We start from the raw sequence: 14,443 nt of genomic DNA on the forward strand, positions 1-14,443 counted from the left end.
CTGAGCCGCGAAGAAAAAGACAGAGATTGGGATACAGGACCGCTACGTTTGCAAGGCGGACGCTCGGAGACCCTAGCCGGACCGAAGAGCCCCTTATTCAATAAACGGCCTGAAATTTCAGTTCTCCCCTCGTCCCCACTTTAAGGCTGTAACCCGTCCTTGATCGCCTGAGGAATGTTGCGCTGGCCCGCAAGCGCTGGATAATAGCCGGGATCGCCCGTGACGGTCAGTTCATCGAGTTCCAGCGGCTTCAAAACCGCTGGCGCCTTTGTGGCCGTCGGCATCGCGGACATCCGGATCGTTCCGGGCAGCGGCGCCTCGCTGTCGAAGCGTGGGCGCAAGTTCTCGTCCGGCGGCTCGTCTTGGTCCAGAACGAGAGTCCAGTCGGCCCGCGGGGTCGGACCCTGTCCGAACACCCTCCGTCGCGCGCCGTCCATTGCCATCGTCATCAGTGGCGACGGTGGCAACTTGGCCTGCTTCTTTGCCAACGTCGGCAAGTTCTTCATCGCATTACTCAACGTCTTGGTGGCGACCTTCAGCGACAGTCCCGCGACGATCTCGTCGGCGTTGGCATCGTCGAGATTGAGATAACGCGTCTCACCCGCAAAACTGATCACCTCCCCTGTTCCTGAAAACCCCGCCGTCAGTTTCTTGATCGCATAGCGAGGCAAGCCGTCGATCACGACGAGGTCGATTCTGGTCTCGTCCGCCTTCAGCAGATGCTCATAGGCATCGCCGGCCTTGCCCCTAACCAACACCAGATCGGCATATTTCCCGGCTTCGATCGAGCCGAGATAGCGGTCCCACCGCAATAGGCCCGCCGCCACAATGGTCGCCATCGCGACGATATCGCGATCGGAAAACCCGAGCGCCTGTACCGAGTTAACCACCCGTACCACCTTCAACTCGTGTAGCAAATTCTTGCTACCGCTCGGCGACCAATCCGAGCCAAGCCCGATCCGCACGCCCGCCGCGCGCGCTGACTTAATGTCGGCCGTCTGGCCATAGAGCATGAAGTTTGACAGCGGCGACCACACCATACCTGCGCGCACTGCGGCCAACCGGTCGAAATCCTTCCGCGTCAGCGCGTTGCAATGAATTCCGGTCAGCGACGCCGCGATCGCCCACACATTGGGACTAATCTCTAGGTCGAGGAAATGCTTGCGCGCGCTCGCATCGATCCCTTCGCTGAGATGCATCAAGAGGCATGGAAAATCCTTCAGGTAGCCGAGGAAATTGTCTTTGTCTTTGGCGGCATAGTCCGGGATGCGCGCCTTGGCATCGGGCAGTGTGCTGTCGAGACTCTCCTCGACGTTCCGAACTATTCCTCTGTACTGTCGCATCAGTCCCGGCGCGCTGAACAGGGTGATGCCCTGTGACGTAGTCGTCCCGCCCATTAGGCATTTGGCCTCCGTGTAGCGGGCAATCGCCGGTGCCACGCCAGGCGTCTTGCCCAGCACGCCCATTGGTCCGCTCACGCCGGCCTGGTAGGGAGGCGAGCCTTGCCACTGGCCGCGATTGCAATAGAGCTTAGGGACATCCCAAAGCTTCAATATGTCGTAGCCCAGGTGGTTGTGGAGCTCGATCAGCCCCGGATAGAATGTTCCGCCGGTGTTGATGGGCGTCATGTGCTCGAACCCCTGCGGTGGCGTCGCCGCGGCGTCGAGCACCGCCTTGATCCGGTTGCCTTCGATCCAGATCACCGCGTCCTTGAGCACACTGAACGCCGCGTCCATCTGCACCACACGCCCGCGATAGGCCCGCTTGCTCGCCTGCATTGTCGCCCCTCCTTTGGTTCAGACCGTCTTCGGCGCCGTCCAGATCAATGTATGCCGGTCGTCCGGCCGCGGCCTGCTGACGCTCGCAAACTTTGCCGGAGCCTGCGCCCTGAGCCACGCATCGTCGCCGACGAATGCCGGCAAACCATAGGGGAGGTCGCGCTTCGGGATGGGCCGGTAGTCGGCTTCCGCCACCTGCGCCTCGTAATTGGGAAGGGTAGTATCCCCATCGGCGTCCGGCGTGACCAGTGCGCGCAATTGCGTGATCGCCACGCGCCAGCCATCGGCCAGTGCCGCCGGGTCACGGCTGCTCGGATGCGGCAGCTTGAACACCGGAGTCGTGCCTTTGCCCGGCCATTTGGTTACCGCCTGCTGCGCCTGCACTCCAAACCCGATGATCGCCTGCACCCTGGCCGTCTTCGCCATGTCGTAGAGCGCGTTCCGCCATGCCTTGTGGTCAGGCGCATCGAGCACATCGTCGCCGCCAGCGGCTTGGCTCGGTATCAGCGCCAGCGCATAGGCATTGAGACAGAGATAGGATCTAGTGAGACCGAGTTTGGCGAGGAATCCCTGAACGCGCTGTCCGGCGTCGCCGACCAGCGTCCGTCCGACCAGCCTCTCGGTCGCACCCGGATCAGACGCGATGCACAGCACCCGTGCCGACCCATCGAGCCGGCCGCGGTAGAACACCGGCCCCCAATCGTACCAGAAGAATTGCTTGAAGGGCGCGTAGTCCGGCATCGCTGCAAAGTGTTGCGCAAATGGATCAGGTGGTCCGTGATCGAATTCTACACTCAAGCGACGCCTCGCATAGTTGGATACTGCGCAATAGAAATAGTGCCATCTGGTCCACAGGCGCAAGCTCAGATCAGGCTCCCTAATGCGCCAGAGCACGTCCGCGGAAATCGTCCGCCACCTATATGCTCTCATCTGTCCCGATCGCGACAGCCAACTGGCAGGCGGACTGCAAGAATATCGGCAATGTACCGAATAAAGACAACCCTGAGCCACTGCTGGGAATCGCGGACCATTGCCCGTTGATCGTAACATTTGGCATCTAAGACGCGATCTCGGAACAGCCGAGCGGCGTGCCCTTCCGCTCGGGCTGGTTCACAGCAGCAGGGCTACCAGAGACGTTATTCGGAACGACTCCACCGAAGCGGACGTTGCCCCATGGCCACATCTTACCCGAGGTGGATGCCCCCTTTGGCGGTGTTTATCCTCCCATGCGTCTCCACGACAGCAGACGCCAATTATGTAAAATACAGTTTAACCATCTATACTTAACAAGGCTATTGCAAATCCTTGTAAGTCGTGCAAAATAACGCAGGAGGGATTGTTTGTATTTCTTTTAATTGAGAGGCGACCGTGATGCGTGAGGTTCGCACCACGGCTGCGTTTGCGGCTTTGATTTGGCTTTGTGCCTCATGCGTTGCTAGCGCAAGTGGCCCTGGAGGGCAATATCCAGCAATCGGCAGCCTAGAAGCCTGTCCTGCGGAATCCAATGCTGCCAAAATCGACAAGGCAGTTGCATCGGACAGTGTCAATCCGCGGGCTGGCCGCTTGATTGTGAGTTCTAAAATGGGGGATGCACTATGCCGGACAGTGAGGACAAAGTTGTCGACAATCCAACTTTCCTGGAACACATCAAATTTTTCTTTGAAGCCATAGATGTGGATCATATGGCGCCGCGTGGCGTCGATCTCGCTACCTACGACGGGGTAAAGGCAAACGCCACCTCAATCTACTCCCAGACCAAATCCGGATCGATGCCTCCGGAACCGGAAAGGCGTTGGTCGCAGAACCGCGTTAAAACGTTCAAGAACTGGATCAGTGGCGGATTTCCGATGGGAAACGCGCCAGCGAAGGTCCTGAAGACAATGTCCAGTTTGGCGGCAACCGCCCGCGGGGCGTTCCGACGCGATGCCGAGAACATGTCGAAGGAAGAAGTTGAAAGACTCGCACTAGCCTTTCGGACGATCATGGAGCGTTCGCCAGACCATCCGCAGAGCTATTTTGCGCTCGCTGATATTCATTGGTTTCCGACACCGGTAAACTGCCTTCATCATGAAGAGCGATACAATCCCTGGCACCGCATTTTCATCGACCGCTTCGAGGCGGGTCTCCAGTCGGTTCCAAAGTGCGAGGATATCAAGCTGCCCTATTGGAACGTCGTCCGTCAGCCGCCAGCGTGGATGTTTCAGCCGCCGTTCGACAGCTACACTTTGCAACGCGACGCTGCGCCACAGTACCCCGCCGGCACGGCGACAAAACGGCACTCCGCCAAGAAAATCCATGCCGAGATGGTCGATCGCGATGTCGAGGGGACCATAAAGGGCGCGCTAGATTCCCCGACGTTTGAAAGCTTTACCCAGCAGATCGAGCAAGCGCACGACGACGGGCACGTGTCGTGCGGTCCTGCGATGCAAACACCCGATATTGCGGCCTTCGATCCGATTTTCTGGCTCTTCCATTGCAACTGGGAGCGCATGTGGTGGGCATGGCAGCAGCGCCACCAAGCCGTGTCGCTTGAAGACTTTCGCAAGACGCTCAGCATCCCGGACATGGATTGGCTGGATGTAGCTCCCTTTAACGAACTGAAACCGTTCACGGAAACAGCCGCTCAGGCGATCGACGCGTCGCAGTACGCCTATGAGGATCCGGCGGCGTCGCTGTTCAGCGCCTTGGCCAGGGTTGCGCGAGGCAATATCTCGGCCGATCAGTCGTTCAGCATCCCGCGCAAGGCCAGGCTCTCCATTCGCGTGAAAAACATAGCACGCCTGGCCATATCCGGCAGTTTTGAAGTCCAACTCCTTGCGGACGGCAAGAGAGTTGCGCGGCACGCCTTTTTTCAAGGGACCGAACCCAAAAAATGCCCAAGCTGTGTGAAACGCGAGACCGTTAACGTCGATCTGAGGGCCAATCGTTCGGACGTGGCCGGCAAGAAGCTCGAGGTACGCATCGAGGTGCTTGGCGCGAAAGGCAAGGACCGTGTGCTGGCCCTAAGCGAAGTCGGAAATCCAACGATCAATATCCGGGAATTGCTCGTCGCCGAGTAGGAAGGGCCTCCAACGAAACTTGGAATTCCTGATTATGAAGGCGTCAATCTTTTGGACATTGCCGGCCCGTTCGAAATGTTGGGGCGACCGAGCGCGATTGTGCGGTCGGCCATCGCGTCGGACCATACCCGACGTGTGGCTATGGGTTTGGGGCTTTCATGCCGCCGTCTCCGTGCTGACAGGCCACGCCGGCCTTTGCTCGGCGCGGCTTCGGCAGCCTCCGGCGCGGGCACGATGATTGCCGGCGCGTTGGACGTCACAATCGATCGGCGACGGGACCGGGTCGTCTTCGTTGTGGATGTAGCGCATGAACATCGCGACGGTCTTATCGGCGGTCGGAGCCATGCCGACCTTCAACGGCACACCGGAATTGGCGATGTCCGTCGCCGCGGGTGACTAGGCTGGAGCAGATTGAGGGGAAATCCGGAGTGGGTGGCGCCCAAGGCAAAGCCATGCCGTAAGCCCTTGGGGCTCGCTGATCCCTCGATGCTCTCCTGTGCCACTGCCCGTTTGACATTGCGCCACGCCGTCGTTCGGCTGAGCGGACAAGCTGAGCTTGGCCTGAAAGGCCACCCAAGGCCCGCTTTGGGCCAAACCCGGAGATCATGTCGCCCAAGCCGAACGTCTCCTTTGAGGAAACGGCGAGCCTGATCTTAACGGCCGACGTTGGGCGCATTGCTGACCTTCAAAGCGTTGGTGCAGGCCTCTGCGCCTAGCAATAAACGACATGAACCGGGAATCTTCCTGGGAGGAGCGGGGAACTCGATGCGTGACTCTTGGGGAGATGCTCGGGATGGACCTCGAGAAGCGTGATTTTGATCTGCGGCTTACACCTGTTGCAGTCGAAATTGAGCTTCAAGGGATCCACGCCGCCGCCATTAGACCATCATCAGGTCCGCGGACCGGCAGTAGCGGACGTTGCCGCAGCTGCACTCGGCTTTCACAAGCATGTTGTGCCGGGTCGCCTTCCCAGAGTGTCGATCGGATCGTGCGCCATAGTGAACAAAAATGAGGAACATATTCCTGTCCAGTCAAGAGGGATTGACTACCGTGTTCCTATTTTGTTCACTGCGGGCAAATTGGAGACAAACCATGAAACCGACGATTGCGACTGAATCCGAACAGCCCGAAATCTACGCCACGATAAGGCGCGAGCTGCCGGCCATACATCGCGCTGTCAGCAAGATGGGAAAGCAGATGCGCGGCCTCTCACCTCTCAGCCAAAAGGCGGCCATCGCTGAATTAACCGCCATATGGTGCCTGGCGAACTATCCCGCATGACCTTGATCGTGCATTGTCTTTGGCAGAGGCCATACATGACAGGGCCACTCCGCGACGACGACGCGTCGACAATCATGCATGTGAACATGCCGGCTGCGGCAAGGATGGAGGCTTCGGATTTGCAAAGCCGCGCATGGCATCGCACTGGTTCTGCATGGAAGACCGGAAATCAATGACGGTTTCCTCTATCTGTGAGGCCGAGGAAGCGCTCCTGGGGCAGTGGCCAAATAAAGAAGCGGCGGCCTATAGGAATGCGTGCCGATTAATTGCGGAGGCCAAGGATGGAAGCTGCAGTCCGGCCGTAGCATTTGCGGCGTTCAAGGCCGCCGCTATCGACCAGCGCTTGCTGCAGCCGGCCAAGACGGAGTCCGGCGCTCGGCATGTCGGACAAGTGCCATAAACCATCGTGATGATGAACCGCCGTCTCCTAGGCGCGTCGCTCGCTGATTTCGTCAAGTTGCTTGCTTCGGGGGAGCTTCCAATCCTAGACGAGAAGACTGATCGCCAGCGAAAGCGACGGCATCTGCTTCATATTCGAATGCTCGGGAATACGTTTCACCGTTCCTCCCTATGATGCGAACAACCCACTCGCCCAACGAATGGCGGATCTCTAGGAAGAGGGAAGACGAAGACGGCGGCCGGTACGTGACGCTGTCCAATGCCCTCGGGAGGCTTGTCCCGCCAAATCGGCTCCATCATCGGAGGAATGAACTTCACGCATGCACTGACTCCCGAGACCGCGAGTCAATTAGCGCGTGCTTAATTAGTTCCGGAGCGTTTTAACGAATCGTTGACCGCGCTGTCCCAGAATAGGACGGCGCGGTCAAACCCCAACCTTGGCTGCGCAGGCGGCTTCGGCATTGAGTTCCACCCCGAACTGTCGGAGCCGCCACCCACCCCACACTTATACCAGCAATGGTTGAATCAACCGTTACTGCACGTGCTTTCCATGGCGCTTCCCTGAGGTTTATCGACTTCTGGGTACGGAAATAGCAGATGGCGCCCGTCGCCCCGTCCTCGACGCGCTCGACCAGGCCCAACGCTTCCATGTCCTTGAGCCGCCTCGACAAGAGGGCGGACGAGACGTTGCCCACCCCCTTGCGAATGTCATTGAAGCGGGTCGAGCCGTTCCAGAGTTCGGTCAGGATTTGGATCGTCCAGCGGGGCTCCAGGAACTCGCAGGCGTGCGAGATCGGGCAGACCAGTCCGTAAGGCCGTCGCGTCATGGCTGACCGCTCCTTTGCCGCAGGTTAGGCCTTGCGGAGCTCTAAGGCCAGTTCACAATCTGAAGCGGAGTGCTTCCGAAGGTGCGCTGGCCCCTTCCCGTCCTCTGCCATGATGGTGGTCGTCATTCGTGCATCCCCCAACGGAGGCTACCATGACCTGGCGTAACATTACGCAAACGACACTAGGCGAGACCGCACTGCGCGTGCCGCGCACTTTTTTTGATCCTCCGCTCGAACGGCTGCTGGCCCTTGTCTGTGAGTGGCGGACCCGCCGCAACATAAAGCGTGGGCTTGGTCACCTGTCCAACTTCCTTCTGCGCGACGTTGGCTTAACCAAAGCAGACGTCGAGGCGGCCTGCGCCGACAGTTTCGATACATCCGCCTCTCTCGCGCTTAAGAGTGCAGCGCAGAACCAGACGGGAAATTGGTGAGAAGGGAAAGCCCCGCGGGCTGAGCCCGCTTGAGGGCGGCAATTGATCAGCCGAATTAGGGGCCATTCTTTAACAACGATTTTGAGGCGCAACCGCGGCGTCCGGCGTGGTCGCCGGCGATGTCTCCATTCGGGCCGCTGCAAAATTGAACTCTCTGGTCGAGTTAAGGCGCATTGCTGACCGGTAGATTTTTTGAGCCGGTAGCTGACCGGCAGCTTCGGTCTGCGAATCTTCAAGGCCGGACATTCAGGGTTGGCGTGGGCGCGTCGTGACTTGACCTGAGGGGGAGCTTAGCGCACTCGACAAAGGGTTCCAGCTTTCAAGTGGTCGGCCTAGTCAGGATCCGATCATCGCCAGAATGGCTTTGCAAGTTCAGACTCCACTTCGTCCTCCGTCAATCCAATATCGTCGATCATGTGCGGCGCTACCCCCGATAGTCGCGCTAGGTCACGGCGGTAGAAATGCCGTTGCCGCCATCTTGAGACATAGCGAGCTATTCTGATTGCTCGAACCTCATGGGACAAGTCCTGAAACGTCGATGCAAGAAGATTGTTGCTCACCGTCAGGCCTCCGTGCCAACCTCGCGCTTGCAGATGACAGCGTAGGCAGACAGCGTACCGGCTACAAACCAGTCTTTCTCTGGGATAGGCTCAGAATTCCTGAGGTAGTGACAGTCGATGCGTCTCCCTTCACTCAATGCGCTTCGGGCCTTTGAAGCAGCCGCGCGCCACGAAAGCTTTGCGCGCGCGGCTGAGGAGCTATGCGTGACCGAAGGAGCGATCAGCAGGCACGTCAAGCTGTTGGAAACAGCATTGCAAGTGGAATTGTTTCGACGATTGCCGCGCCGGTTGGTTTTGACCGATGCGGGGCGCAATTTTCAACCGATCCTGGCGGCCGCGTTCGAAAGCATTGCCGCGGGAGCTCAAGACGTGCAACGCCAGCCTCGGCATCTGAAGGTTATCTGCCCGCCCACCTTCTCCATTCGGTGGCTGCTCCCGCGGCTTGACCGTTTCAAGCAGCAATGGCCTGCAATCGGTATTCGGGTAACGACCGCTCCTTTTGACTGGGAAATTTTCTTCGGAGGTGAGTTCGATCTCGCCTTTGACTGCGGTTATCCAAATCGGCCGAAAGATATCGAGGCGGTGTTGGTGTTGCAATCGTTCGGCACCCCAGTTTGCTCTCCAAAGCTACTGGAGAGGGGCGTGCCAATAACGTTTCCTGCCGACCTGGTTCACCATAACCTGCTGCACGAGACGCCTGATCGGCACGATTGGAAAGTTTGGGCTGGGCGATTTGCGCCGAACCTTCTTGACGTGAACTCGGGTGAGGTTTTTCCCAGTGCCGATATGGCCTATCGTGCCGCGGCCATGGGCCAGGGCGTCGCGATCGGAGACCTCTCTGTGCTTCACGACGAGATTGCCAAGGGAGAACTGGTGCTGCCGTTCAAAGATATGCAGATCTCTGACGACACGGAGGCCTATCATTTGTGTTGCAGAAAAGATTGCTGGACCGACCCTCGTATCGCCGCGTTCCATAAGTGGGTTTCGGACGAGGCCACGTGGTCCTGAAGCCCGGGACGGTCAGGCCGCTGCCCGCCTCGTTGCGGTCGTTAGCCCTTCCGGCAAGGAAAGCTCCGGTCCCAAAGCTACCGCTCGAAACAATCAAGGCCGCATCGGGGCCTCCGATCCTGACTACATTCAGGATGGCCAAAGCGGCTTCACCCGCTCAATCCGATACCTCTTCTCGAACTCACGGAGCACCATTTCGAGCGTTGCCTCAAAAGCACTCTGATCGAACATCATCGATTTCTTTGCCTCGTGAAGATAGCGCCAGTCGGTGAAGGCATCTTGGTGTTGATACAGAATGTGACGAATGCTGTACTCGATGTAGAAACCATTGGGATGATACGGGACCACTGACCTTTTGAACTCCGCGTCGAGTTTCTCTTGGCTTTCGGGCTTTAGGCGATCAAACAGCCTTATCAGGTTGTGCGATTTGACGACTTTTGGATTTTCGTGGTCGAAGACGAACCACGCTTTGAGTGCCAGCTCCATAGAAAGCGCCAAAAGCATCGGTTCAACACCGACGTGTTCGCGTTCGCTCAGGTCTGCATGCTTTCCGAATTCTCGGCTTGGAAAGCTCTGAGTTTTTCGGAAGATCGCCTTTGCGGCTTCCCCGATCCTAATGGCCGTCGATAAGCGCGCACTCATTAGGGGTCCATTAGATTGATCTAAATTAACGCCGGAGCTGAGCTGAGATATTGCAAGAACGCAATCGCTTAGGCCAGGAGGCACGGAACACAACTTACTGACGACAAGTTAGAGTTGAGTTCACCGCCGGCGACCCGTTTTCGGAAGGTGGGCGAACGACCGGAATGAGGCGGCGGGTTCAACCGGTCGTCGCAACCCGCTTTAATCTGAGAGGATGAAGAGGTGTTGCATGGTGACGTCACGGATCTGGTTTACGTCAGCGCAGAAGGTCGAGCTTTGGGAGCGATGGAACCGAGGTCAGAGCACTTGACCGCCGGAACAAGACCGGCGTTCAGCGGATCGTATCCTTACGCAGCGGCATTGCTCCGTCAGCTAGGCGTAGAGGGGCCTTGGCGCTCGGGCTGGCGGAACGCGAAGAGATCTCTCGCGGGATCGCGGCGGGTCTTGCGATCCGCGCTATTGCACGAAGTCTCGGGCGATCCCCATCGACAATATGTCGCGTTATCTCGCGCAATGGCGGTGCACAAGCGTATCGTGCAACCCGGGCCGACAAGCATGCTTGGGTGCGAGCGCTGCGCCCGAAGCAGTGTCGCCTGGCAAGCTCTGGGCGGCTACGATGGCAGGTGGCGCAAAAGCTAGCGCTGCAATGGTCCCCGGAGCAGATAGCGGGCTGGCTGAGGCGAGAGTACCCAGGCGATCCAAGCATGCGGATATCTCATGAAGCGATCTATCGCAGTCGATTCATCCAGTCGCGAGGGGCGCTCAAGAAGGAACTATCAGCGCACCTGTGTACCAAACGACAGATGCGGCTCGCAAAAGGCGCACAGAGCCGGACGGGGCAAGGACAAATACTCGATATGATCTCCATCCGCGAGCGCCCCGCCGAGGCTGAGGATCGCGCCATCCCAGGCCATTGGGAGGGTGATCTGCTCACCGGCGCGAACGACACGCACATCGCCACCCTTGTCGAGCGACACAGCCGGTTCACGATGCTTGTAAAGGTGGCGAGGAGGGACTCGGCCACCGTCGTGGCGGCCCTTGCCCAGACGATCGGCACATTGCCCGAAGAGTTACGACGCTCGCTAACGTGGGACCAGGGCAAGGAGATGGCTCGGCACATGAGCTTCACCGTTGCAACCGATCTACAGGTCTACTTCTGCGATCCGCGAAGTCCCTGTCAGCGCGGCAGCAATGAAAATACCAACGGTCTGCTCAGGCAGTACTTCCCGAGAGAAACCAACCTCTCCCATGTCTCGCAGGCCCAACTCAACGCCGTCGCCCTGCAGCTCAATCAGCGACCCCGAAAACCCTGGACTTCGAAACGCCGGCCGATAGGCTACAGAAGGTGTTACGATGACCGGTTGAACCCACCGGCGCAATTTGGTCACGGCTCCACTCGTGAAGTGGAGCCGCACCTGATCAAACCTCAGTTGCCTCGGAAAGTTCGAGAGCATCCTCAACATCGACTAAAATCTGGATGGCTCGCAGATTTCCCGTCGCTTTGTAGATAATCGAGGCCTTGGTGCGACGCAGGGAATGGGTTCCGTATTCCTCTGGTCTAAGCCCGATCGCCTCGACCCATTCGTCGACGAGGCGTGCATACTGCCTTGTACTCATGTGAGCCCTTGGATTGATCCTGCTCGGAAACGCGTAATCATCGACTGTTCCGCCGCGTCGCTCCAGCCATGCGAGAAAGGCTGGAGCGTACGTCGCTCATCAACTCGAACTGAACAGGTCGGCCAGTTTTCTGTTGGATGACCATCGCGCGAGTTCGGACTTCCGGTCCTACCACGAGGTTGCCGATTTTGATCTTGACGAGATCGCAGCCGCGCAACTTGCTGTCGATCGCCAAATCGAAGAGCGCTCTGTCTCGCAGACGCAGCTCTCGATCGAGAAAGAAGCGTATCGCCCATATCTGTCGAGGTTTCAGAGGTCGTTTCGTCCCGACCTTCTTCCCGGCATTCCATGCCCGGCGGTCGGAGTCGGTGAGGTCGTAGCACGAGTGTCCCATTTCGCTTCTCCTGCAGCCATGATTGGCCACCAGAGAAACGCCGCTAGACTGTTGCGGGGCCGGCAGCTGACTGGCAGCTTTTGGGCTGAAGTCGTGAATAGGCGGACGTTTCGCTGCCGTCCCATTGACGACGTTCGTGTCTGGTCATGGGAGCGGGCGAGCTCCTCCCGTCGTCGGCCATCACTTCAGATCATCAATTTGCGCGTTGCGGTTCCACTCTGTCGTCCGGGATGCCTAGCAGGTGACATTGCGACGAAAGCTGACATACCGAGTCGCAAGCAATCGAGGCCTGCTTTCCCCTGATCTAAGGTAATCTTAACTGGTATGCGTTGAACGATGTGGGTGAAATTGCCGGCCGAGTTGTCTGCCGGTAGGAGTGCAAACTGTGCCCCGCTGGCTGGCGACAAGCTCTCAATGCGTCCCTCCCGGGGACGGCTCGACTGATACTGCAATCCTGCCGCCAATGCACAACGCGGCAATCTGTGTCTCCTTGAAAATTGGCCACGACCTACGCTCCGAGGAACGACGGCGACCAACAGAGTGCCTGCGCGCACATGCTGCCCGACTCTTGCCTGACGTTCGCCGACCCAGCCGTCACGCGGCGAGGTTATGATGCGCATCGAGCATTTGGCGACGATCTTGCAAAGAACGAGGGTTAAAAACACTCGGTCATGTATCGGTTGAACGACGCCATGAATGAATGCCATATGGCATTGGCTTTGTGGGGAGCGAACTATGAAATATCTTGGGGCAACCGCATTGGTTTTCTACGGTGTCGTTGCGGTCAGCGGAGCGCAGGCCGCCTGCTACGACATCTCAAAAGGGCAGCCATCGCAGCTGAGCGGCCAACTCGATCGTCGGATACTTCCCGGGCCGCCGAACTACAAAGACGTGCAGGCAGGAGATCAGCCCGAGCCGACTTACCTACTGGAACTGGATGCCGACATCTGCCTTGAGGGCGCGGACTTTGCTGATCCCGCATCCAGTTTCCGCGAGGTTCACGTCGTGCCGGTGGGCGGTATGGAAAGCGCCATGGCATCGTTGATCGGACGCCGCGTGACTGTCGGCGTCGTTGATCGATGGGCTGCAAATAACGCAAATCACCGAGCCCCGCTCATGGCCGTTGTCGGGAGCATCGCGCCTGAAGAGGACATCACTGAACAATATGGCACTGCCGCGACTGTCGTGCGGGCGTTTTATCTGGCCCTCGGCACTGGGGACGGCAAGGAGGCGGCGCGGTTTGTAGTTCCAGAAAAGAGCACCAAGGGTCCTCTCTCAGCAGCCGCGCTGAGTGGCTTCTACGGAGGGATGCAGGCGCCCCTTAAGCTTCTCGGCATACAAGCGAAGGCAGAAGACTTGTTCTTCGTCAGCTATGCGTTCAGGAAGGGTGCGACGACATGCACTGGCCGCGCCGAAGTGAGGACAGTGAATGAGGGCGGCAAGGACTACATCGAAGGCATAAAGGCACTCGATGGCTGCTGATAGGATCGAGCCGTTGAAGTGTCCATTCGGTGGGGCTTACCTTCGCATATTAGCGTCGAAGGGTCTTGGGACATCCCGATCACGATTTTTTCGGTTATCCCAACGGCATCGGTTCGGATTTCGCCGCGCTGCCGGTCCCGCAGTGAAGCCGAGGCATTCACTCGTGACTAAGCCATATATCGATGCGGTAGCGGTCAGAACCTTGCATGGGCAATAGACCGTCCGCGCGCGTTCCCACTCCTGCAGCACGAAGGATCGGACGCATCTCCTCCAGCACCGCTCCAATTCTCCATTCCTCGGCGCTCGGCGAGGCATAGCCAACGGCCTTGGGCACCAGCGCACATTGCGGTGTGGTGTTCCTGTCAAACTGTTCAATTCTGCCCGGAATGACGCGCAACGATTCAAAAACATATCCGTTGATCGAACTGCGAATTGAGGCCGCATCGACCGGGGCTCCGCTGCAGACATTGATATAGACCCAGCCTATCGGCCTCGGGTCGCCAGGAATCGATCGATAACTCACCTTGCGGCCACTGATGTCTGGCGGCTCCGAGCGCACAACTGCGGGTTTCGGCTGGACGGCGGAAGGCGCCTCGGGTGGATTTGAGGGAGGACGATAGCCGGCGACCAGGTTCCGCGTGGCTGCCGTCGAAAGCCGATTTTGGCTGGCGGAGCCTACGCTCGCCAAAAGCCGACAAACGCCGCCCTCGGTCGAGTGGTCAAACCCAACGCAGCCCGAACGCGAGGTGCAAAGGGAACGACACGCCTCCAAGGGTGCGATGACCTGCGCGCTGACGAACCCGTTCAGTGAGGTCCCGGGATAGTCGAAGAACACTGCCGTGGTTTGCGCGCCGATCGGTTGAATGCCGACTAGAAGGACGAGAGTTGCCAGAGACGACCCGGCGACTCCGAGCACGAACTCTTGGAATCCGCAGCGAAAAAGATGCGCAAACATGTTTCCCCCG

At 58.6% G+C, this 14,443-nt stretch carries 11 protein-coding genes and 3 pseudogenes; 7 read left to right on the plus strand and 7 right to left on the minus strand.

The features are described 5' to 3' along the window. Positions 1-140: 140 nt before the first annotated feature. Positions 141-1,778: an amidohydrolase family protein gene (locus tag NLY43_RS11595; RefSeq protein WP_023692418.1), complete on the minus strand. Its 1,638-nt coding sequence runs from the start codon at positions 1,776-1,778 to the stop codon at positions 141-143. An 18-nt stretch (positions 1,779-1,796) separates the two neighbouring features. After that, complete coding sequence (locus NLY43_RS11600) at positions 1,797-2,576, minus strand: uracil-DNA glycosylase family protein (RefSeq protein ID WP_198025473.1); 780 nt, start codon at positions 2,574-2,576, stop codon at positions 1,797-1,799. A 797-nt stretch (positions 2,577-3,373) separates the two neighbouring features. On the opposite strand from NLY43_RS11600, the gene NLY43_RS11605 reads away from it, so the two are divergent. From NLY43_RS11605 to NLY43_RS11615, 3 genes are all read left to right on the plus strand, one after another. Continuing rightward, positions 3,374-4,837: a tyrosinase family protein gene (locus NLY43_RS11605; protein WP_023692420.1), complete on the plus strand. Its 1,464-nt coding sequence runs from the start codon at positions 3,374-3,376 to the stop codon at positions 4,835-4,837. A gap of 1,092 nt (positions 4,838-5,929) precedes the next feature. Then, positions 5,930-6,118, plus strand: a complete 189-nt coding sequence (locus tag NLY43_RS11610) for a hypothetical protein (RefSeq protein ID WP_023692422.1) — start codon at positions 5,930-5,932, stop codon at positions 6,116-6,118. Positions 6,119-6,290: 172 nt separating this feature from the next. Next, positions 6,291-6,518 carry a DUF982 domain-containing protein gene (locus NLY43_RS11615; RefSeq protein WP_245263944.1) on the plus strand — a complete coding sequence of 76 codons (228 nt, stop codon included), beginning with the start codon at positions 6,291-6,293 and terminating at the stop codon, positions 6,516-6,518. A gap of 379 nt (positions 6,519-6,897) precedes the next feature. Here the strand turns inward: NLY43_RS11615 and NLY43_RS11620 are convergent, their stop codons facing one another. After that, positions 6,898-7,344, minus strand: coding sequence for a winged helix-turn-helix transcriptional regulator (locus NLY43_RS11620; RefSeq protein WP_081730871.1), 447 nt, complete (start codon positions 7,342-7,344; stop codon positions 6,898-6,900). Between the two features lie 152 nt (positions 7,345-7,496). Here NLY43_RS11620 and NLY43_RS11625 point away from each other — a divergent pair, with 152 nt between their 5' ends. After that, complete coding sequence (locus tag NLY43_RS11625) at positions 7,497-7,775, plus strand: DUF1127 domain-containing protein (RefSeq protein ID WP_023697496.1); 279 nt, start codon at positions 7,497-7,499, stop codon at positions 7,773-7,775. Positions 7,776-8,452: 677 nt separating this feature from the next. After that, the gene (locus NLY43_RS11630; protein ID WP_023692425.1) at positions 8,453-9,343 is read left to right on the plus strand and encodes a LysR substrate-binding domain-containing protein; all 891 of its coding nucleotides are present in this window, start codon (positions 8,453-8,455) and stop codon (positions 9,341-9,343) included. A gap of 129 nt (positions 9,344-9,472) precedes the next feature. Here the strand turns inward: NLY43_RS11630 and NLY43_RS11635 are convergent, their stop codons facing one another. Further along, a complete protein-coding gene (locus NLY43_RS11635; RefSeq protein WP_023829574.1) occupies positions 9,473-9,985 on the minus strand; it encodes a hypothetical protein in 513 nt (170 codons plus the stop codon). 229 nt (positions 9,986-10,214) lie between these two features. Here NLY43_RS11635 and NLY43_RS11640 point away from each other — a divergent pair. Continuing rightward, positions 10,215-11,342 (plus strand): annotated as a pseudogene (locus NLY43_RS11640) (IS30 family transposase). 62 nt (positions 11,343-11,404) lie between these two features. On the opposite strand, the pseudogene NLY43_RS11645 reads toward NLY43_RS11640, so the two are convergent. Beyond that, positions 11,405-11,996: pseudogene (locus NLY43_RS11645) on the minus strand (tyrosine-type recombinase/integrase). A 185-nt stretch (positions 11,997-12,181) separates the two neighbouring features. Continuing rightward, positions 12,182-12,412: pseudogene (locus tag NLY43_RS32735) on the minus strand (hypothetical protein); the annotation flags it as partial. Positions 12,413-12,731: 319 nt separating this feature from the next. Here NLY43_RS32735 and NLY43_RS11650 point away from each other — a divergent pair. Further along, positions 12,732-13,478, plus strand: coding sequence for a hypothetical protein (locus NLY43_RS11650; protein ID WP_023692428.1), 747 nt, complete (start codon positions 12,732-12,734; stop codon positions 13,476-13,478). A 157-nt stretch (positions 13,479-13,635) separates the two neighbouring features. On the opposite strand, the gene NLY43_RS11655 is transcribed toward NLY43_RS11650, so the two are convergent. Then, positions 13,636-14,433, minus strand: coding sequence for a PAN domain-containing protein (locus tag NLY43_RS11655; RefSeq protein ID WP_023692429.1), 798 nt, complete (start codon positions 14,431-14,433; stop codon positions 13,636-13,638). Positions 14,434-14,443: the final 10 nt, after the last annotated feature.

The sequence above is a fragment of the Mesorhizobium sp. C416B genome (genome assembly GCF_030323165.1).
Lineage (GTDB): Bacteria > Pseudomonadota > Alphaproteobacteria > Rhizobiales > Rhizobiaceae > Mesorhizobium.